This is a genomic window from Chitinophaga tropicalis, assembly GCF_009758205.1.
Classification (GTDB): Bacteria; Bacteroidota; Bacteroidia; order Chitinophagales; family Chitinophagaceae; genus Chitinophaga; species Chitinophaga tropicalis.
Map to the genome: position 1 here is coordinate 372,603 of NZ_WRXN01000005.1, position 20,285 is coordinate 392,887.

At 46.1% G+C, this 20,285-nt stretch carries 16 protein-coding genes; 5 read left to right on the top strand and 11 right to left on the bottom strand.

All coding sequences use genetic code 11. The features are described 5' to 3' along the window. Positions 1-13 precede the first annotated feature (13 nt). The 8 genes from GO493_RS14020 to GO493_RS14055 all read right to left on the bottom strand — a co-directional run bounded on the left by GO493_RS14020 (position 14) and on the right by GO493_RS14055 (position 8,348). Positions 14-1,351: a DEAD/DEAH box helicase gene (locus tag GO493_RS14020; protein WP_157306828.1), complete on the bottom strand. Its 1,338-nt coding sequence runs from the start codon at positions 1,349-1,351 to the stop codon at positions 14-16. Between the two features lie 215 nt (positions 1,352-1,566). After that, positions 1,567-1,992: a hypothetical protein gene (locus GO493_RS14025; protein ID WP_157306830.1), complete on the bottom strand. Its 426-nt coding sequence runs from the start codon at positions 1,990-1,992 to the stop codon at positions 1,567-1,569. A gap of 1,048 nt (positions 1,993-3,040) precedes the next feature. Continuing rightward, positions 3,041-3,907, bottom strand: a complete 867-nt coding sequence (locus GO493_RS14030) for a glycerophosphodiester phosphodiesterase family protein (protein ID WP_157306831.1) — start codon at positions 3,905-3,907, stop codon at positions 3,041-3,043. Positions 3,908-3,980: 73 nt separating this feature from the next. After that, positions 3,981-4,622, bottom strand: coding sequence for a response regulator transcription factor (locus tag GO493_RS14035; RefSeq protein WP_157306832.1), 642 nt, complete (start codon positions 4,620-4,622; stop codon positions 3,981-3,983). Further along, complete coding sequence (locus GO493_RS14040; protein WP_157306833.1) at positions 4,619-5,407, bottom strand: sensor histidine kinase; 789 nt, start codon at positions 5,405-5,407, stop codon at positions 4,619-4,621. Before GO493_RS14040 ends, GO493_RS14035 begins: the two co-directional genes overlap by 4 nt. Beyond that, complete coding sequence (locus GO493_RS14045; protein WP_157306834.1) at positions 5,377-6,030, bottom strand: hypothetical protein; 654 nt, start codon at positions 6,028-6,030, stop codon at positions 5,377-5,379. The genes GO493_RS14040 and GO493_RS14045 overlap by 31 nt, the downstream gene beginning before the upstream one ends. Before the next feature lie 5 nt (positions 6,031-6,035). Further along, positions 6,036-6,656, bottom strand: coding sequence for a hypothetical protein (locus GO493_RS14050; protein WP_157306835.1), 621 nt, complete (start codon positions 6,654-6,656; stop codon positions 6,036-6,038). A gap of 345 nt (positions 6,657-7,001) precedes the next feature. Continuing rightward, positions 7,002-8,348 carry an alpha-L-fucosidase gene (locus GO493_RS14055; protein WP_157306836.1) on the bottom strand — a complete coding sequence of 449 codons (1,347 nt, stop codon included), beginning with the start codon at positions 8,346-8,348 and terminating at the stop codon, positions 7,002-7,004. A 219-nt stretch (positions 8,349-8,567) separates the two neighbouring features. On the opposite strand from GO493_RS14055, the gene GO493_RS14060 reads away from it, so the two are divergent. The 3 genes from GO493_RS14060 to GO493_RS14070 all read left to right on the top strand — a co-directional run bounded on the left by GO493_RS14060 (position 8,568) and on the right by GO493_RS14070 (position 12,330). Then, positions 8,568-9,476: a lysophospholipid acyltransferase family protein gene (locus GO493_RS14060; protein WP_157306837.1), complete on the top strand. Its 909-nt coding sequence runs from the start codon at positions 8,568-8,570 to the stop codon at positions 9,474-9,476. Between the two features lie 28 nt (positions 9,477-9,504). Further along, on the top strand, positions 9,505-10,485 hold the full coding sequence (locus GO493_RS14065; RefSeq protein WP_157306838.1) for a fatty acid desaturase family protein: 981 nt from the start codon (positions 9,505-9,507) through the stop codon (positions 10,483-10,485). A 171-nt stretch (positions 10,486-10,656) separates the two neighbouring features. Further along, entirely contained in the window at positions 10,657-12,330 is a 1,674-nt protein-coding gene (locus tag GO493_RS14070; RefSeq protein ID WP_157306839.1) for a C25 family cysteine peptidase, read from the top strand. Between the two features lie 60 nt (positions 12,331-12,390). Here the strand turns inward: GO493_RS14070 and GO493_RS14075 are convergent, their stop codons facing one another. The 3 genes from GO493_RS14075 to GO493_RS14085 all read right to left on the bottom strand — a co-directional run bounded on the left by GO493_RS14075 (position 12,391) and on the right by GO493_RS14085 (position 15,341). Further along, positions 12,391-13,560 (bottom strand): hypothetical protein, encoded by a 1,170-nt coding sequence (locus GO493_RS14075; RefSeq protein ID WP_157306840.1) that lies wholly within the window; start codon positions 13,558-13,560, stop codon positions 12,391-12,393. Beyond that, the gene (locus GO493_RS14080; protein WP_157306841.1) at positions 13,557-14,525 is read right to left on the bottom strand and encodes a DUF2157 domain-containing protein; all 969 of its coding nucleotides are present in this window, start codon (positions 14,523-14,525) and stop codon (positions 13,557-13,559) included. The genes GO493_RS14075 and GO493_RS14080 overlap by 4 nt, the downstream gene beginning before the upstream one ends. 309 nt (positions 14,526-14,834) lie before the next feature. Continuing rightward, positions 14,835-15,341, bottom strand: coding sequence for a hypothetical protein (locus tag GO493_RS14085; protein WP_157306842.1), 507 nt, complete (start codon positions 15,339-15,341; stop codon positions 14,835-14,837). A gap of 250 nt (positions 15,342-15,591) precedes the next feature. Between GO493_RS14085 and GO493_RS14090 the strand changes: the two genes are divergently transcribed. Further along, complete coding sequence (locus tag GO493_RS14090) at positions 15,592-18,042, top strand: PKD domain-containing protein (RefSeq protein WP_157306843.1); 2,451 nt, start codon at positions 15,592-15,594, stop codon at positions 18,040-18,042. A 31-nt stretch (positions 18,043-18,073) separates the two neighbouring features. Further along, positions 18,074-20,038 (top strand): Ig-like domain-containing protein, encoded by a 1,965-nt coding sequence (locus tag GO493_RS14095; RefSeq protein ID WP_157306844.1) that lies wholly within the window; start codon positions 18,074-18,076, stop codon positions 20,036-20,038. Positions 20,039-20,285 lie beyond the last annotated feature (247 nt).

A 20,285-nucleotide genomic window follows, 5' to 3' on the forward strand; every position in this document is an offset into this window, starting at 1 on the left:
ACATACCCTCCTATTACCTTTTCTTCTTCTTAGCCCCCCTGGTTTTAGGCTTACCATATTTCTTCATCATCTTCTCCGCATGTGATATCTTCACATTCACTTTCCTGTTCTTCGGTAACTTCTCATGAAAAGCAGGTCCCGCTTCTTCCCGGGTTGGTAATTTGACCAGGAAGTTCTTCATCTTTACCTGGGGCTTTTCATCTTCCGTCAGCACATCAGAGATCACCAGGTCTTCAGGCAGTTCCTTTATAGGGATCTGGTAATTCATCAACGCTTCTATCTTTTCCTGGTTCTCTTTCTCCCGCTCCGTGATGAAGATAATGGAATGACCGTCTTTATCAGCGCGACCGGTACGGCCAATACGATGAAGATAGTTTTCCGGTGTTTCCGGGGTGTCAAAGCTGATCACATGACTTACTTCGGCGATGTCCAGTCCGCGGGCAATGATATCTGTTGCAATGATAAAACGATAGGTACCGTCTTTGAATCTCTTTACAGTATTAAAACGATGGTTCTGTTCCTTGTTGGAATGGATCACCCCTGCCTGCTCAGGATATTTTGTTTCCAGCTGTTCATACAGCTGATTAGCAAGTTCTTTGGTATCAACGAACACCAATACCTTTGTCATCTCAGTATCCTTAGCCAGCAATAATTCCAGCAGGTTTACCTTGGTATAGAAGTTAGGAACGTAATAACCGGATTGACTGATATTCTTCAGCGGAGTGCCGGCCGGCGCCGCTTCTACTGTTACAGGGAAATTGAAATGTGTTTCTATCAGCTTCTCCACATCTTCCGTGATAGTGGCTGAGAACAGGAGGTTCTGTCTCCTGGCGGGAAGCAGGTCAAGTATATTTTGCAGCTGCGCCCGGAAACCCAGGTTCAGCATTTCATCCATTTCATCTATCACTATCCGTTTAATAGCTTTCAGCTTCAGTGCACCGCTCAGCACCAGGTCTACCAGCCGGCCGGGAGTAGCTACTACTACATCCAGCTTGCCATTGGCAGTCTCCATCTGGGGTTTCATGTTCACCCCACCATAAAACGCGCCTATCTCTACGCTCATGTAGGGCGTAAGCTGTTTTATCGCTTCAGCTACCTGTACTACCAGCTCTCTTGTAGGAACAATGATCAGCAGCTGAGGGAAGCGTTCTTTGGAAAATTTAAATTGCCGGAGGCAGGGAAGCAGGTAGGCAAAAGTCTTTCCTGTACCCGTCTGGGCTATTCCGCAAACATCCTGGCCGGACATTACAACAGAGAAGACCTTTTGCTGGATAACTGTAGGCTCTTTATACCCCAGGTCATTTAATGCGTTCAGTAAAGGTCTGCTCAGGTTTAATTCCTCAAAAGTCATATCACTAAAAATGAACGGCAAAGGTACTGCTAATCCTGCATATTCACTTTTACAGGATGCTTAGTGAGGAAAATTGCTCAGAACAACGCTCTGGCCCAAGGTCAAAGCGCTGTTCTGAGAGAGGGAATGGCCTGTGGCCAACTATAAGAGAAGGTTAAAACTATAATTGCCGGAAAGTAACGAGTTTGGCCCCGGCTGGCTGTATTCAAACTAAGCTATCTGTCAAATCTTAACCAGGCGGGAATATAGTTTTCCACAAACCTGTTATTCAGTTTTGCCAGCAGGAAAGGACGCATTGCCTGCAAAAACCCCAGGAGGAGAATAAGCATTCCCAGCGTCACACAAATGAAAAATCCGGCAGGAATATCCCGGTAGTAAAGGTACATGTTCCACTCCCGGGTATCCATCAGCAGGAATATAATAGCACCTGCCGCATAAGACAGGACCACCGTGAAGACCGATTTCCCGAACCGTACCCAGAACCTGTCCTGTCTCGACGACAGCATTTCCGCCACATTCATCAATAACAGGATGATACTCAATACATAAGTAAATATCTTCTCCTGGTACACCATCTTCTGCTCTACTTCAGGGATCTGACTTTTGAACCCAAGATAGAGGACATGATTAGGGATAAGCATCGTCAACAAATAAATAAAGCCAAAACACAAAACAATGCTGATATAGGGGACGATTCCGCGGAATGTCATTAAACACGATTTAAGACAAATATAATATTTCTTTCATATACTAAAATCAGTAATGCCAGGATTGTTTTTTTTATGACTATATCCTGAAATTTCTCTCAGTAACATTTACCTCTTCTCAAACGCTCCACGTGGGAAACAACCGAAAATCAACCTTGTCCTGTTTAGTAGTTACATCTTTTTAGGAAAACAAGGCTCTTTTATCAGATAACCATTAATCAGAAACTATGAAAAGAATTTTTACGCTAACCTTACTGCTGGCCTCCTTTCTGACAACCAGCGCACAACTTTCCTTTGAATCGGCCGGTAATTACGGCAAACTATGGGATATCACGTATGACCGTATCATACCGAACAGGTTGTATGCCCGAACGCTTGTCAACCACATCATGGTTTCATCCAACAATGGCGCCTCCTGGAATATCCTGTACTCCTTTCCCAACAGCAGGGCTACCATTGATCTCCTGAAACTATTGCCCGGCGGCAGGTACCTGTCCTTTGCCATAAACACCCATCATGATCCGGAACAGAATGGTATATATATACTTGATCTGTGGAGCAGGACCATCCACCGGCATTACAAACTGCCTAACCGTTACCTGATGCCGGCCATACGCTCCTATAACATCTACAATGAAGCAGCAGAGACAGTGCTGGTTAACAGTAGCTACTCAATGGGCTTCACTCCTTATACCGAAGTGTACTATACTAAAAATGCTTCCAAAGAGGACTGGAAAATGATCTATTTCAGTGAAGACTATAACACGGTGCATATCAACAACACAGCTATCTCGCCCGATAATCCGTCCAGGTTATTCCTGGCAAGAGGCAATGGTGCGACTGGTATTGACGGTGGATTATTCATTTCTGACGATGAAGGTGCTACCTGGTCAGAACAGCTGAAAGGAGTTGTTGTTGATCCGCTGGAGTTTAATCCACGGAATTCCCGCGAGTTCTTTATAGGCACCGGCATATCCTTCGGTCAGACGCCGGAAGCTCTGTACCATACCCGCGACGGTGGCAAGACCTTTGAGCAGGTGCCGGTAAAATGGACAGACCAGACACTCAATAATATCACCGTCATAAAATATGATCCTCTCAACATCCGGAATATGTGGATGCTGGAAGATAACGAGATACTGAAAAGCACTGGTGTAAAGCCCAGTTTTGTCAGCTCCTCATCCAGGCTGCGGGGTTTGTATACCAGCAGCGCCAACGTCTGTTCAGGATATTTGCGGTGAATGGTTTGCAATGTTCTTATATCAAAAGATTGAACAGTTGTTCTTTTTGTGATCTTCTTTTTCCTGATCACATCCATCACCATCTCTGCAAATACATCCGGTTTGGGATGGTATTTATCGTCTCCGTCGGGAGAGCATTTTGTTTCGATATTGTAGTAAACGGGTTTCAGGTGTTTTCTCTTTACATAGGCTTCTACACTGTCTATCAGTTCAGACAACAGTGGTTTATATGTTTTCATCTTCACCTGGTCAGGAAAGTTTGTATTCACTTTACTGCCTGCATCAAACCTGCGGATACTGTCATATGTCATTGTATAAACAGCATATTGCTTTTCTTCTGCTTTGCTGATATCTGTTCCATCTGGTTTACGCATAAAATCGGCCGACATAAAAACATCGTGCGATACCAGCACTTTTTTATCTGCCGAGATAACGCAATCCAGCTCCAGTGTTCCTGCACCAAGGTCAACCGCATGCAGCATGGCAGGTATGGTATTTTCGGGCATTAATCCGCGGCCGCCCCTGTGGGCCTGCACATCGGTCTTTTGTTGTGCATGGATATGAGAGAAAGTAAAAGCGCCTAACGCTACCAGGAAAGTATACTTCATGATCTGAACTTTTAAAGCCAGCCTTAAAGTTGGGTATAAACAGGCAATTGTAAAGTTATATTAATGTTATGTACTACAACGTTACAAACTCCTTGCGTAGTGCTTCCAGGCATAGTCCAACACGGCTCTGCACGCCAAACTTCTGGAACAGGGATTCCCTGTAGCCGTCTATTGTTCTTTCAGCCAGGTTCATCATACCGGCTATTTCCTTATAGGTAAGGTCACTGCATGCCAGCTTGAGAAATTGCAGTTCCTTGGCACTGACGGTGATCTCCGGTTTCCCTTCTGCTTTCATAAGTAACCGGCCAAAGTTCAGCTGTCCTGTCTCCGAATTATAATACCCTTTTTCTCTTACCTGGTTCAGCGCCTTTTCCAGTTCTGCCGGGTGAGCGTCTTTCAGCAGGTAGGAGCAGCAGCCGGCTTTGAACATCTTTATCACCGAGGTGTCTTTATCATTCATAGACAGCGCTATCAGCTTCATGGCAGGATAGTGTTCACTCAGCCAGGCAGCAGTGGCAACACCATCCATTACAGGCATATTAACATCTATCAGCATGATCTCCGGTACAACGTTCAGCGCAGATAATTTCTGCTGCAAATCTTTTCCGTTAAGCGCTTCTACTATCACGTCATATTCCTCAAAACTGTCCAGCATCATACTGAGAGATTTGATAAAAAGCTGGTGATCGTCCACCAGTCCGACAGTTGTTTTCATGTAACGCCTTTTTTCACTGGTAAAGTAATATGTACTGTTGTTCCTTCTCCGGGGATTGAGTTCCATGTGAGCGTTCCTCCCAGGATAGCGGCGCGATGGTTCATGTTCTTCAGTCCCATACCCATATTCACGCTTTCGGCCGTAAATCCTTTTCCGTTATCTATGACCATAATAGACAGTAATTCTCCCTGTTGCGCCATCCTGATAATAATAACATCCATGGCGGCATGCCTGATAGCATTCTGGATGGCTTCCTGCACTATCCTGAAAAGCACTATCTGCTCTTCGGGTTTCAGCAGCAGGTCTTCGGTATAAGAAACTTCCGGCCGGATAATACTGCCTGTACTGTTGATCCTCGTGATCTCTGCCGCCAGGTTATCGTAGAAGTTAAACTGTTCCAGCCATTCTTTGTCCAGCGATTTGGAAAGCGAGCGTAGTTCCACAATAGCCTTGCCTAATGTTTCATTGGCGGTGCATAAGGTTTCCGGCGGGTTTGCAAGGTTTCTTTCCGTTATACCCAATAGCATTCTGGCGGTGCTGAGCAGCTGTCCGATGTTATCATGCAATTCTTTTCCTATCTGCTGGAATGTGTATTCCTGTGTTTCCAGTCTGGATTGCAGCAACTCCTGTTCATATTGCCTTCTCAACAAGGTCCTTTCATGCAGCTCTTTTTCCATCCTTCTTTTATATCGTACAATGGAAACAATAAAAACAGCAGCAAGGAAAAGGATTAACAAAACGCCGACTATAACAGTTATGATGATCTCTTCATTCTTAGTGAACATATAAAACCGTATGTCAATGTTAAATATAACACGTAATTCATGGTGATATTCAGCCGTGTCCTGAGCGTATCTGCCAGCCCAGAGTTGGCCTTCAGCAGGTAGCTGTAAGGGCCGTTGAAAAAGAAAACAGATGCATAGAACACAAGAAGGCCGGTATAGATCCAGAATACAGGCAATCTTGTAATACCGGTGCTTTCCACATATTGCATTTCCAGGAAAAGCAGCGTTACCCAGATGGTGTTCAATACACAGCTACTGCTGTACACCCAGGCCGGATATTCTACCATGCCCTGCTGCCTGGCTACGATATAGCTGCAGATGCCAAGATAGATGCCGGTGGAAGAAAGCATTATCTTCTTCAGCAATGGCCTGGTTGTGTTCTTTGCGTAAAAGAAAACAAGGAGAAAATACTCTGTGGGGATGTAAAAATAATAAGGTATGTTCTCACTTCTTTTCAGTTCATAATACTGCATGATCTCTACTATACCTTCGGTGATCAGTCCGCAGTAAAGTAAGAGCCTGAGGAATAAAAGGCCAGGGATATGCTCTTCCCTGGCTTTGATGGAACAAAACAAACAGATGATATAAATCAGGTAATAGAAAATATCGTAGGTGGTTATCATAACAGTTAGTAGGAGTCAAAAAGCACATCTGATAATCTGTCATTCAGTGGCTTGTTTTCCAGGTATTGTGCAAGTGTATAGCTATGCTCATGCACTTCGCCATGAAGGGGCTCATTGCTGCCCTTTGCAGAGGGATCATTCTTCCCGAGTGGTACAGATGCCACTGTAGGTCTTTTCCGGGTACCGGCGGTAGGTTTATCAGAGACCTGATCCACTCCAAAGAGAATTACAGTATTCAGCTTATTCAGACTATCCTTTCCTACAACATAACGAATACCTTCACAGTTTCGCTGAGCAAGTATCTGCAGAATAATTTCTTTTCCAAATACCCCGGATACAGTTTGTGAATTGGGATTAATAAAATTTTTTAATGCCTTGTATTTGGAATTCTTTTTTAATTCCTTGTAACGTGCGTCCTTTTCTATGATATCAAAGAAGTCAAATGCAGACTTAATTTCTTTATAATAGTCGTCTACCATCTTCCTGGCTGCAGCTTCCGTTACCGGCTTCCCAAAGCCTCTCACTTCCATACGGTCATCTGCAAGATTACAGGTCATTTCTCCTTCTCCCTTGATGGTTCTGCCATTGACCACCATCCGGTTGATACACTTATTTGCTCCTTTCATAAGTAGTTGTTTTGAGTGATTGGAATAATAAATATGGAATGCAATATCATTTATATGGGGTTCGGTACATACGGGAAATTCCCCGTAATCTACCAAGGAATTTTCACATTGTAAAAACTTCCTGCTGCCTTTAGGTTTGTATCATAAAAAACTACCCCAGGCAAAACATTCATCTTTGAATATTGCCGTAATCTATCATATAAAAATTAACAGGATCTGTCTTTTATCCCTACTGATCCGTGAAACAGGACTGCCTTTAAAAATGCCAATAGAAAAGCGGGCCTTTCATTCAGTTATACATCCCCGAAAAAAAAGCCGTCTCTGTGTAAGGAGACGGCTTTCAGATTATTTTGCACCATCAATGGTGCTTTGTTTATAAGTGTTTATCACCGGTCTGTACTTCACATGTTCTATCTTTATCACTACCGGGTTAGGCCATTTCCTGTCTGTGTAGAACCGCTGACCGTTCACGGCGCTGATCAGCAATCCGACGGGTGTTGACTGGGAATAGATACCTGCATCAAAGTTCTCTTTATATTCTACTAACTGGCTCGCATATCCCAGGATAGATACTTTGGTGTTGGCTGTTCCTTCCAGTGTGCGCAGCACTATTTCTTTCCGTTCTCCATATTTCCAGTCTTTTCCTCCTGGGACGAAGGCATATACCGTACTGGTATCCTTTCCTCTTGTAAACCATATATTCCCTTCCCTTACAATGTTCCAGGGTCTTACTGCCTGTACCGCTTCCCCGTTTGCCAGGTTCCAGAGGGCCAGCTCGCGCAGTAATGCTTCCTGTTCTATCTGTATCTCCCCATCCGGTTTAGGGCCTACATTGAGCAGCAGGTTGCCGCCTTTTGCGCGGGTCTCTATCAGCATATTGATCATCTCCGTACCTGATTTCTGAGGGTCATTGGTAGGTTTATACTGCCAGTCGGTACCCATTGTAAAGCAGGCTTCCCAGGGGCCGGGCATGACGCTGTCAGGCAGTTCCTGTTCGGGTGTGTTCATCTGCCCTCTTGTTACCACAATACCAGGCTGCAGTTGCCAGGCGTATTCTTTCAGTCCTTCTGCCGGTCCGTCAAAAAATATAAAGTCGATCTTACCGTAGTTGGAGAGCAGTTCTTTTAACTGTGCTTTATCATGCGCCATCAGGCCGGGGTTCTTTTCCGGGAAATGCTGTGGCAGCTGCATTCTGCCAATGGGTACTTTCTGTTTATAGAGGTAATAGAAATCTTCAGGAGAAAAGTAGATACCGATAGCGATGCCCTGTTTGCGGAAAGCGTCAAAGATGGCACGGGTGGCATCTTTCTTAAAGGGCGTGTTCATGATATTGAACGGGGTGGTTTTAGTGTCCCACATACAGAAGCCGGAATGGTGTTTGGTGGTGAACACCACATATTTCATTCCTGCCAGCCTGGCCAGCACGGCCCAGTCGTCCGGGTTGAACTTGTGCGGGTTGAACGTTTTGGGCAGTTCAGTGGTAAACTTTTCCAGGTAATCGTCTGAGGCGCCTGCCATGGAATGGCTGATCACGGCGCCTACCTGGACGTCAACGCTCCAGTGGATGAACATTCCCAGGCCAAGGTCCATGAACCATTGTTCTTTGGCAGGGTCATTAGTGGTTTTCTGTGCGCTGGTGTGAATGCACATAAGGAGGCAGCCGGCCGCTGCCAATAGAATTTTTCTCAGCATAACTAACTATTTTTTTGATAGGGTCTCCCTTTAAGTGCTCCACCAGCCAGAGACTTAAAATGAGACGGCGATAATAATACGGAGAAAAACCGGGGAATGCAAGCCAAGAGGCTGCTCTGCACTGATTTTACCAGTAAGGACTCCTTCCCGGAGAATTTTAACAGATATACAACTAAAATACATTGCGTTATAAATTAATAATATGTATTATTGCGCCAAATGCTGACTTATTACCTGGTACTACCATTTATCTACCTGATTTCCCTGTTACCGTTCGCGTTATTTTACGGTGTCTGTGATTTCATGTTCGTGTTGCTGTATTATGTAACCGGCTATCGTAAAAAGGTGGTCTTACAAAACCTGCGCAACTCCTTCCCTGAGAAATCTGAAAAGGAGATCAGGGCTATTTCCCGCCGCTTTTACCGCTACTTCTGCGACCTGCTGCTGGAAACATTCAAAACGCTGACCATTTCAAGAGAGGCTGCCATCAGACGTTGTAAACTGCAACCGGAAGCCCTGGCTCTTTTTAACCGTTATGCAGCGGAAAACAGGAGTATTATGATCGTAATGGGGCATTATGGTAACTGGGAATGGGCGGGTAATACTTTCAGTCTGCAGGGGAGGCATCACCTGTATGTGGTATATCATCCGCTCTCCAATAAATATTTTAACGGGCTTATTTACAGGATGCGTACCCGTTTTGGTACGGGCCTTATTGCCATGAAGGATACTTTCCGTGACATGGTGGCGCATAAGAGCGAACTGGATGCCACTGCTTTTATAGCTGATCAGACACCGGCGCCCAACAGCGCTTACTGGACTACTTTCCTGAACCAGGATACACCTGTATTCCAGGGTACAGAGAAAATTGCCCGTAAAATGAATTATCCTGTGGTGTATGTATGCGTGCAAAGGGTAAAACGCGGTTACTATGAGATCTCTGCCCGTACGCTTTTCGAAGAGCCTTCCAAAACAGCAGATGGCGAGATCACTGCCGCGCATACCAAAGCACTGGAAGCGGATATCTGTGCACAGCCGGAATACTGGCTGTGGAGTCACAGAAGATGGAAGCATAAGCGTCCGGAACCAGTAGCTGCAAAGGTTTCGCCCGCATTAACAGTACTATAACATTAATATCCTATACCTTCAACGTCCGATGCTAACTGGAAAACAACTTATTCTTGCGACAAAACCTTTTGCTAACGAAACCCGATGGAAAAGCTGGTATTATACCCTTTCTACGATCGCTATCCTTTTGGGGCTTTATGCAGGAACAGCATTTGTTCCTTTCCTGCCTGTACAGATACTTTGCAGTGTTATGAGCGGACTTGTCATTGTACGTCTGTTCGTTATTTATCATGACTTTCAGCATCATACTATCCTGCACAGGTCGGCAGCTGCCAATGCGCTTTTTACGGCTTTCGGCGTATTCATCCTGGCTCCTGCCAGTATCTGGAAACGCTCGCACGACTATCATCATGCGCATAATTCCAAGTTGTTCACTGCCAGTATAGGTTCCTATCCTATCATGACGCAGCAGAAGTTCCTGGAATCTACTCCGGCAGAACAGAGGGCATACCTGATAACCAGGCATCCGCTTACTATCCTGTTTGGCTATCTCAGTATGTTCATGGTGGGAATGAGCATCCGTTCTTTCCTGAGCAGTCCTTCCAGGCATATAGATTCGCTGCTGGCTCTGATACTGCACTTTTCAGCCGGGGCATTGATCTGTATCTATATGGGGTGGCTGAGCCTGGTGTTACTGCTTGTTATGCCATTCTTCATTGCCTGTGCTATAGGAGCGTACCTGTTCTATGCCCAGCATAACTTTCCGGGTGTTACATTCAGGGATAAGGAGGGTTGGTGCCATGATAATGCTGCAATGGCTTCTTCCAGTTATATGCTTATGAATCCGTTCTGGAAATGGGTTACTGCTAATATTGGTTATCATCATATTCATCATCTTAATTCACGTATACCTTTTTACCGTCTTCCGGAGGCAATGGCTGCTATTCCGGAGTTGCAGGAGGCTAAGACTACCTCTCTGACGCCTAAAGCTATTATAGCTTGTCTTAAATTAAAAATATGGAGCCCCGAGGCTAACAGGATGATAGGGGTGAGAGAATTGCAGTTCTAAGTATTTTATCAGGGGAAGTAAGGCCTGTAGCCCGCTTCCCCTTAACTTCCTATTAACCAAAAGGCCTTTTTACGTACAAATACGTATCATTTCAAGTAATTCCTACCTTCTCCCGAGCCTATACAGCCCCCTACCTTTGCTTCACAGTATTAACCTCAAAAACCCCACAAAATGTCTGAAAAACTGAACGGCCAGCCACAAGCTGGTCAAAAGCAATCGCTGACAGATCTGCAGCATATCCGTACCCAGGTGGTACAGGACAGGACCATCTTCAACCTGGAAGCAGTAGGCCGTAATTACAAACTTGGTCAGGCGTATAAAAGTGTTCGCAACCTGCGGCTGACCGACAAAGACAACATTAAATTAAAAACCTACGCTGAGTATCTCACACTGTATAAGAAATTCCTTGACCTGGTTCCATTGATTGAAGAAAAGCCCCGTCCTTCATACCCTGAAGGTGAAAAGTATCTGAACAACTACAGTATTTTCCGTTTTCCACGCGGTAAAGTGCTGGTAATGGTACATGCTGACATCTACGCCCAGGTAGAATCCCGTATACACCGGTATGTACTGGACCTTGGACGTGACGGCTTCTGGGCCACTATTCATGTGGTAAGAGGCGGCAAGCCTGCTTTCATCCGCAATTATATACGTGACAAAGCGCCTGCCGGCGTAGTCATGGTTGGTGCTATTCCTGTAGCCTGGTTTGAAATGGACGATGACTTCTACGGTGCACATTCAGAGTTTCCCTGTGACCTGTTCTACATGGATACCAATGGTACCTGGACAGACTCTGATGCTGACGGTAAATACAATTCTGTAACCGGTCACGTAACACCGGAGATCTGGCTGGGGCGCATCTGGACACCTACTTCCAATGGTAACGATGTAACCCTGATCAACAACTACTTTGACCGCAATCACCTGTTCCGTATCGGCGCCCTTGGCCACTCCCGCTCTGCACTGGCTTATGTGGAAGATGACTGGACCGGCTTCGATGATTGTGAAATGGACCTGATGACTCCTTCCGCTTTTATCACCAAATACACGAACCCGGACATCACAGATGCAGACCTGTACAAAACGGAGATCAATAAAACACGCTCCTTTGTACAGCTCTGCTCTCATTCATCACCACACGTTCACTCTTTCCGTGTACCGTCTGACGGCGTTACCGAATGGATAGACCGTTCTTACTTCCGTGATGAACGTTGTCCTAACGCCAATTTCTTCAATCTCTTCTGTTGCAGCACTGCACGCTTCACAGAAAGTGACTACCTGGGCGGCTGGTACATCTTTGACAAGGCCGGTGGAGAGACCAATATGGGACTTACTGTAGTAGGCAGTACCAAAACCGGTTCTATGCTGTTCTTTGCTGATTTCTACGAGCCTATCGGGAAAGGTAAATGTATAGGGGAAGCCCTCTCTGACTGGTGGAAAGCACGTGGTGCAGATCATGACCTGGGTGAAAGACAATGGTTCTATGGCATGAGCATTCTCGGCGATCCTACCCTCACATGGTGGAAAGGCGCTGTTCCGCGCCTGCTGGAGCCTGCAGAAGGAGCTGTGTTCAATCACTATCCGCGGGCAATGACATTCCGCTGGGCTCCTGTTAATATTCCCGGCACTACTTATACCCTTGAAATAGATGCCTTCGGCGCTATTAATGCTGGTCAGTGGGCAGCACAATCGTTCCGTAGTTTTGCTGTATACCACGACATTCCAGGTACCAGCTTCAATCACAATTTCGTTGGCGCCCAACCAGGACGCTGGCGTGTAAGAGCAAAGGTGGGCGACCGCTACTGCTCATGGTCTAACTGGTGCTATTTCAGATTCACTATTTAACAACACCTGCTGGCAAGCACTCCGGTGGCCGCAACCGCGAAGGAAGCGGCCACTTTTCTATTAATATTCTCCCGTAGCCCCGCCACCACTGCCGGTACCACCTCCAAAGTTCACTTCTCCCTGCGTTGGCTGGGGCGTATGTGACATAGTCTGGGATATAATAACAGCTTCTATCTGTAAACGCTGCAGGGCATGTTTTTCATCATCCCCGGCAGCAGTAAACCCTTTTTTAGGCTCTTTAAGATATTTTGTTACAAAGTACGCTACCAGTATCATAAAAGCACCTCCCAGGGTCATAGCCACCTCTATTGGCGCCACACTATGATAATAACGTATAGTAAATACAATTGCTGCCAGCAGTATCAATCCTGCTATTAACAGGATCCTGTCTTTCCAGCGTAAACCCAGGTAAATATATAACGGGGGCAATACCACGGTAAATATCCAGAAGATCCATCCTCCCGGAATACTTTCTCCTGGCTGCAGGTCCAGTCCAAACATCTCGTTGCTCACTTCTCTCACCACAAAATAATTTCCTGACACGTAGAGCGTAAGCAGGCCCAATGCCTTCAATACTTCCAGGCAACGCCTGTAATGCCTGTAAGTGTGTATGCGGGATAATTTTCCTGCCAGCAGGTATACACCAAGTGAAGCGCCCATCAACAAAAAAGGAGTGATGATACGGCCGGCTGTTCCCAGGCGGATACTGATAGAAAATAATGTTGCAAGGAATGCCAGATGCGCTATAATGCTCATGCTTACATCAGCAAACCTCAGCGTAAACCACAGGGACAACAGGAGTACGGTCAGGCTCCACGCCAGGATGCCCAGATCTCCTGAAGTGGCAACCCCTATTCCTACCAGTATGCTGACTGAGGCCCACCACATGAGAGCTGAATCTGCACCTGACTTGTGATGTTTTTTTTCGCGCACCATCACTTCCAGCACTATATAAGAAATAATGCCGAGGATGAAAGACAAAGCGGTTATACCTTCATCTCCCCCACCCAATGACATCAGCGCAAAAAGACCGGAAGAGAACAGCATGATGATGCTTGTCAGGATGAACAAGCCTATCCTCATAAAAATATTAGGTGTATAAAGCGAGGAAGGATGTGCCGCCACTATTGCTGCATGCTCTTCCGCTGTGATACATTCTTTCTCCAGTGCAGCAGTGGCCTCTTCCTGTATGGATATATTATCCAGCTCCTTACTATTATATGCGATCATGCTTTTTTCATTTTTTTGTTCTGGGAAATAAGGAATACAGCAGTGCCTATAGCGGAAGCTACAAAGTAGAGCATCCCCAGTTCTATAGCTCCTTCACGCATATCAACCAGCCCTCTGACCACCACTGTGCTCAATCCTACATAGGCATACAGGGTTAATATCAGAAGGAAGTAGAATGAACGTTGTTTAATTGCCAGCACGTAAAAATACCAGCAGGCCAGTATTTCCAGCAGGAACCAGGCCGGGTACAGACTTTCCGATGTGCACATACCGGCGGTACAGGCTATGAGGAATATGTGCATACCAAAGTTTCTGTAGGTAAATCCAAAATGCGGTTTGAAGTTCTTCCACTCGCTTAAGAAAGCTGCAAGTACAAGTATACCGCCCAGCAATACTCCCGTGTAGATAAGCCTTTCGTCTGACAGGTCCATAGACATCACGCTGAATGGCGATACTGTGATACCCATCCAGGCGGCCAGGTTGGTAATAGCCATGCTCAGTATGCCCAGGTGATCAAAATAATAAGCGGAAAAGGTCAGCACCAGTAAAGGAATAAATGTAGCGGCGCCATACCTGGTGCCAAATACATTATACTGTACCTGTAAATAAGTGATGAATGTTATGAACAGCAGACACCCCAGCAGCAGTACATAATCGTAAAAGCCATTGGGCGCTTCCACCTTTTGCCTGGAAAATGGTGGTTTATGCTTCATGCAATAGTAAAAGCAACATCCACATACTGCTGCAATGAACAGCAAAATGACCTGGTGACCAATAGTATCAATGTTCTTATAGACCAGTATTCCTAATCCCCCGCTCAATAATAATACTCCCAGGTACAGGATGGTTTTCAGTTCCCAGTGCAGGGAAAATAATTTACCTGCTTCTACAGTACGGACCTTTTCTGCTGAAGTGGCTGAAATGAGGCCGTCTTTTTGAAGTTGATCAAACAAATCTGTATTCATGACTTTGAAAATGATAGGGAAAAAGTATAACAATAATTTCACATAGCCAATCATTTGGGGGAAAATGGCTGTTTTTGGGTAGGACATGGATTGCTCAAAAAAGGGTTTGCCGAAGGCGAGGGCACTGAAAAAGTCCTTACGTAGGCTCTGAGAATCGTCTATTCGAAAATATTCTCCACCCCCTACCCGAATATTTCTTTAAAGAAAACTACTTTTTCAGTGCCCTCGCCGAAGGCAAAACCCTTTTTTGAGAGGAAGATCTTTTGCGCTGTGCGCAGCTTAATGATTATGTAAGTGATTTAAAGGCTGTTAGTGGCCCCAGGTTACATTGATGTCATTCTTCTTAGCGTATTCTTTACCAATATCTGTCAGTTTGCTGAACAGCTCATCAACCTTCTGTCCGTATTTGCTGACTATTTCCTCTTCTTTTGCATCAATTTCTTCTTTAGGAGCTTTGTTGTCACACAACCTGGCCAGTGCCATGTATTCATTTTTGTATATAGGCAATATGTATTCATGTAATGCAATGGAGGTCTGCACCATGTCTTTTGTTTCCTCTGTCTGTCTCAGTGTTTTAAGGTCATTCAGCACCATCTCTACCCGTTGCGCCCTGTGCTCCATCATTTTGGTTGCAGGGTAGGCCGGCTGCGCTGATGTCAGCTCTCTCATCATATGTTCAGTGCCAAAATCAGCGAACGTATTAGTATTCAACACAGCTTTCTCAAAATACTGCCGGGGGGTAACGGTGTTACAGGCGGTTAAAAAGACCAGGCATAGGCCTAAAACGGATAAACAGAGAACTTTCATTGTTTTCATTCAATAGGTTTTAAAATTTTCGCCATTGTCAGCAATTATCATTCCAACAGCAATATTAGCTATTAAAATAAAAAATATACATCTCTTTACCCACCCTTTTTATTCGTCGATCAGTATTTACAAATGAAAGTTAACTGTCTCTGGCGGAAGCTCCCTCCCGGGCTTCCGGCATATACCCATATAACCCGGTTACGCCTATGCCTGAACGTGCAGATTTCATTTATAGCTAACGAACCTATAATGACCATTCATGAAGCATATTTTTACTCTCACCCTATTACTGGTATTGCATACCGGCTTCTCTGTATTGTTTGCTCAAACCTATTCTCCTGTAGCCATCACCGGGTATAACAATGATATTGTGGCTGAAACGGGCACCAATGCAGTAGCTACAACATCTACGGTAATAGATGGCAGCAATCATGTCATTTATACGCAGGGCTTTGCTGCTGCCAATGGGTTGACCGGAGGTATTCTTAATACAGGGACCTATGTAAGCGGTACCCGTACTTACCAGATGGCGCCCTACAATACATCCAATGCCTTATATCTTTCGGCGGCAGGCAATGTAGCCAATTCACAGGGAGTGGGTACGCTGACGCTCAATACTCCTGCCTCCTACAGCCGTTTAAGCCTGCTGGCTTTTGGCACAGAAGGCACCAGCACTGTTACTGTCACTTTTAATTTTATGGACGGCACAACATCTGCCGGCGGCAATATTACTATCAAAGACTGGTTCAATGGTACTCCTTATATCTTCAATGCGTTTGGCAGGCTTACAAGGTTAACGGCGGCTCCTTATACGGTAGATGGGCTTCCCGGCAATCCGAGGATGTATTCATTTGATTTTGCCGTGCCCTGTGCTGATCAGTCAAAGCTGCTGAAGTCTGTTACCTTTACTTATATACCTGGCGCCAATATCAGCTCCCGTGCAGTAATACTGGCGCTTTCCGGCGTGACGTTCACTCCGCTCGCCTATACTGAAACTATTACCAATGCTATCTGTGGTGGCGCCAATGGCAGTATTGCGCTGAACGTTACCGGCGGTACTGCTCCCATTACCTACACCTGGAACACTACACCGGTGCAAACAACTGCCACGGCCTCCAATCTGCCGGCAGGCAACTATATCTGTTCTATCAGGGATGCCAACAGCTGTATTACCAGCTATCGTGGCACGATCACTAAAAGCTCTCCTGTTACACTGACTACTACTGCCAGCCCGGCAGAGATCTGCTCCGGTGAAAGCACTACATTGACGGCCACGCCTGCAGGCGGTACGTTATCCAATTATTCATGGAGCCCGGTAGCTGCTACTACAAACACGCTTTCAGTCTCTCCTGCAGACACTACCCTTTATACTGTTACCGGCGATGATGCTTTTGGGTGTAAGGTAAGCTCTACCGTCACCGTCAACGTAAAAGCTACGCCAGCTGCAGCTTTTACCGTCAGCCCCGGTACTGTTTGCCTGGGTACGGCACAAACACTCACTTTCACAGCAACTGCCAATCCATCTTCAACCTACAACTGGAACAATTTTGCCGGCGCTACTGTGCAAAGCGGCAGCGGGGCCGGACCTTATACTATCCTGTTCAGCGCCGCAGGCACTTATGATATACGGCTACAGGTCACTGAAAATGGCTGTGCTTCTGCACTCAGCACACAACAGCTTACAGTATCACAACCTCCGGTGGTTAGCATGCAGGTCAGCAAGACGCCTATCTGTTCAGGGGAACCTGTTACTGTCAACTTTACCGGCTCTGCATCAGCAGCGGCTGTTGCTACCTGGAACTGGAATGGTGGTGTTGTGCAAAGCGGCAGTGGGTTGGGGCCTTACAATGTTATATTCAGGCAGACGGGAAGTATAGGCTTATCCGTTACTGATGGCGCCTGTACTGTGGATGCTACCCCTGTGATGGTAACGGCCGTGCCGGTACCTGTAGCTGATTTCACGACAGACCTGCTAACCGGCTGTGCTCCTGCCGAGATCAGGTTTACCAATAGCTCTCAAAATGCAGATACCTATCAATGGCAGTTCGGCAACGGGCAGCAAGCTTCTGCTGCCAACCCGGTTTATACCTATGGTACCCCAGGTACATATACAGTTACCCTGAAAGCAACTGCACAGGGATTGTGTTCACATACGCTCACCAGAACAGCGCTTATCAACATATTGCCTCCACCGGTAGCCGCTTTCACTGCAAAGCCCGGAGAGAACAAAGAAGTGGAATTCAAGGAAGCTACTTTCTTATTTACCAACAGCTCTCAGTATGCGGCTTCGTATGAATGGGATTTCGGGGATGGTGTTACCTCCATCCTTACTTCTCCTGAGCATAAGTATGAGCTGCCGGGCGCTTACCGTGTTGTGCTTTATGCCACCAATGAAATAGGCTGTAAAGACAGTATCAGTCATTCGTGGTATAAGGTTATTCCTGACCTCGTATTGCAGATCCCGAATGCTTTCAGTCCTAATGGCGACGGCATAAACGATTACTGGGCGATAGATGGTCTTAAGGCACGTCCTGCTTCCACAACGGAAGTATTTAACCGTTGGGGGCAGCTGGTCTTTAAAAGCAATGGTTATTCGGAATGGCCCGGCACCCATAAAGGGAAGCCATTGCCTACCGGCACCTATTATTATGTAATCAAAACATCGGCAACAGAAAAGCCCTACACTGGATGGGTGCAACTGCTCCGGTAAACAATATCATATCAACCAAAAAAACAATTGAATGAAACGTGTTCTTATTGTTGCCTCCATGCTGGTAATGTGTGCCTGCAGGTTATATGCCCAAACCTATACGCCGGTTGCCGTAACGGGTTTCAACAATGATGCTGTTGCCGAGACAGGCACAGATGCCCTGGCCGTTACTACTACAGGTCTTGACAAACAGGATAAGCTCTTATATACGCAGGGCTTTGCGGCTACCAACAGCTTACAGGCGGGAATACCGGATAATGGTATCCTGTCCAATGGCCTGCGTACATATCAGCTGGCGGATTATACAGCTAATAACTGTCTGTACCTCTCAGATGGCGGTGCGGCTGTCAACAGTGCTGCTGCCGGTTTTCTCAGTCTTGTTACCCCGGCTGCATACAGCAAACTGAGTTTTCTCTGTTTTTCTACCGAACAGAAAAGTACGCTTACCATCACACTCCACTTTACTGACGGTACGGCGGCAGATGCAGGCACATTCACGATACTGGACTGGTTTGGCGGTACTAATCCTATCTTTAATTCCTATGGACGTGTGGCGCGTATCAGTGCTCCGCCTTATAATGTAGAAGGGCTTCCAAGTAATGATCCCCGCATGTATGCCATTGATATTACACCTGCCTGTGAAGATCAGCCCAAGCTGCTGGAATCTATCCAGGTAGATTATATCAGCGGCACTGACGTAGATCCTGTTAACGGTGGTTCCAGGGCGGTATTCCTGGCAGTGGCAGGTATATCTTACCAGCCTGTTGCGCTGACGGCTGAAACCACGCAGGCCACCTGTGGCAATGCCAACGGCAGTATTTCGCTGTCTGTTACCAGCGGGCTGGCGCCTTTCAGTTATGAATGGAGCACTACTCCTGCTCAGACCACTGCCACGGCCACAGATCTTGCTGCAGGCAGTTACAGCTGTGTTGTTAAAGATGCCAACGGATGCCCTGTATCTTTCAGTGCAGATGTGATCGAGCAGTCTACCATTCTCCTGAAGGCCCTGGCTAAACCTGCGGCTATCTGTACGGGTAGTTCTACTACTATTTATGCGGTGCCTACCGGTGGACGGCTGGTTAAATACACCTGGGAGCCGGGAGCGTTACCAGATTCCAGTGCAATAGTTACGCCTGCAGTTACTACTATGTACAGGGTAACCGGTGAAGATGCCAATGGTTGTAATGTGATAGATAGCGTAGAAATAACTGTGACAGAAAAGCCTGAGGCGCCGGTAATTTCCCCGCTCAGCATCTGTCCTGACAGTACTGCCACTTTAACTATCAGCAATGCTATTCCTCCTTTTATCTATAACTGGTATACCTTCCCATCCGGAGGCAGCATTGCCGGTACAGGAAGTACATATACTACGCCGGGCATTACAGATGAGACCACTTTCTATGCAGAAGCTGTGAACAATGGCTGTACCAGTAACCGTTCTGCTGTAACTGTCACTCCATTTGAAGTAGTGGCTGTTCCTGTTATAAAAGCAGATAATATCACTACCAGCGGCGTTACTTTTACCTGGGCGCCGGTACCGGATGCTACGGGGTACCTGGTATCTGTGGATAATGGTCCGTATGTAACGCCCAGTTCAGGTAGTCAGGGTACCAGTCATGAAGTATCGGGCCTGAAGCAGGAAACAGTTACTATCCGGGTTATTGCGCTGGGAGCGCTGGCTTGCCAGAATAGTATTCCAGGGGAGGCTGTGGCTAAGCTGAAGCCTGGTCAGATCTTTATTCCTAATGCGTTTACGCCGAACGGCGATGGGTTGAATGATTATTTCAGGCCGGAGGGGACGACTATTTCCAGTATACTGCTGCGGGTATTTAACCAGTGGGGAGAGATGATATACCAGACCAGTGATCTGAAAGGATGGGATGGGACTTATAAAGGAAAGATGCAGCCCAGCGGGGTGTATACATATACGGTGAAGGTTGTGCTTAATAATAAAGAGGAGATTGTCAGGAAAGGGGCGATCAATTTATTGAGATAAATGGGTAGTAATAGAACTGCTCAAAAAAAAGAGGATGTATCAAAAATAAATAAACGTCCTGAGTATCGCTTATATGACTACCTGAGTCCATCAGGTATCCGAATAAAAAGAGCCTGTATCATACTTTTGATACAGGCTCTTTTTTTTGAGAGAGAGCTGGCCGGCGGTCAGTTATAAATAAAAAGCGAAAAAAGTATGTGTATTTGAGAAAATTATGAGAGCTATTTAGCCCAATATCTGATTCCTT

Bases quoted from the DNA above. Each gene is read 5' to 3' on its own strand.
- GO493_RS14085 (WP_157306842.1), bottom strand. From the start codon at position 15,341: ATGAAAACAATGAAAGTTCTCTGTTTATCCGTTTTAGGCCTATGCCTG.
- GO493_RS14030 (WP_157306831.1), bottom strand. From the start codon at position 3,907: ATGAAGTATACTTTCCTGGTAGCGTTAGGCGCTTTTACTTTCTCTCAT.
- GO493_RS14040 (WP_157306833.1), bottom strand. From the start codon at position 5,407: ATGTTCACTAAGAATGAAGAGATCATCATAACTGTTATAGTCGGCGTT.
- GO493_RS14035 (WP_157306832.1), bottom strand. From the start codon at position 4,622: ATGAAAACAACTGTCGGACTGGTGGACGATCACCAGCTTTTTATCAAA.
- GO493_RS14025 (WP_157306830.1), bottom strand. From the start codon at position 1,992: ATGCTTATCCCTAATCATGTCCTCTATCTTGGGTTCAAAAGTCAGATC.
- GO493_RS14045 (WP_157306834.1), bottom strand. From the start codon at position 6,030: ATGATAACCACCTACGATATTTTCTATTACCTGATTTATATCATCTGT.
- GO493_RS14095 (WP_157306844.1), top strand. From the start codon at position 18,074: ATGAAACGTGTTCTTATTGTTGCCTCCATGCTGGTAATGTGTGCCTGC.
- GO493_RS14050 (WP_157306835.1), bottom strand. From the start codon at position 6,656: ATGAAAGGAGCAAATAAGTGTATCAACCGGATGGTGGTCAATGGCAGA.
- GO493_RS14055 (WP_157306836.1), bottom strand. From the start codon at position 8,348: ATGCTGAGAAAAATTCTATTGGCAGCGGCCGGCTGCCTCCTTATGTGC.
- GO493_RS14070 (WP_157306839.1), top strand. From the start codon at position 10,657: ATGTCTGAAAAACTGAACGGCCAGCCACAAGCTGGTCAAAAGCAATCG.
- GO493_RS14065 (WP_157306838.1), top strand. From the start codon at position 9,505: ATGCTAACTGGAAAACAACTTATTCTTGCGACAAAACCTTTTGCTAAC.
- GO493_RS14020 (WP_157306828.1), bottom strand. From the start codon at position 1,351: ATGACTTTTGAGGAATTAAACCTGAGCAGACCTTTACTGAACGCATTA.
- GO493_RS14090 (WP_157306843.1), top strand. From the start codon at position 15,592: ATGAAGCATATTTTTACTCTCACCCTATTACTGGTATTGCATACCGGC.
- GO493_RS14075 (WP_157306840.1), bottom strand. From the start codon at position 13,560: ATGATCGCATATAATAGTAAGGAGCTGGATAATATATCCATACAGGAA.
- GO493_RS14080 (WP_157306841.1), bottom strand. From the start codon at position 14,525: ATGAATACAGATTTGTTTGATCAACTTCAAAAAGACGGCCTCATTTCA.
- GO493_RS14060 (WP_157306837.1), top strand. From the start codon at position 8,568: ATGCTGACTTATTACCTGGTACTACCATTTATCTACCTGATTTCCCTG.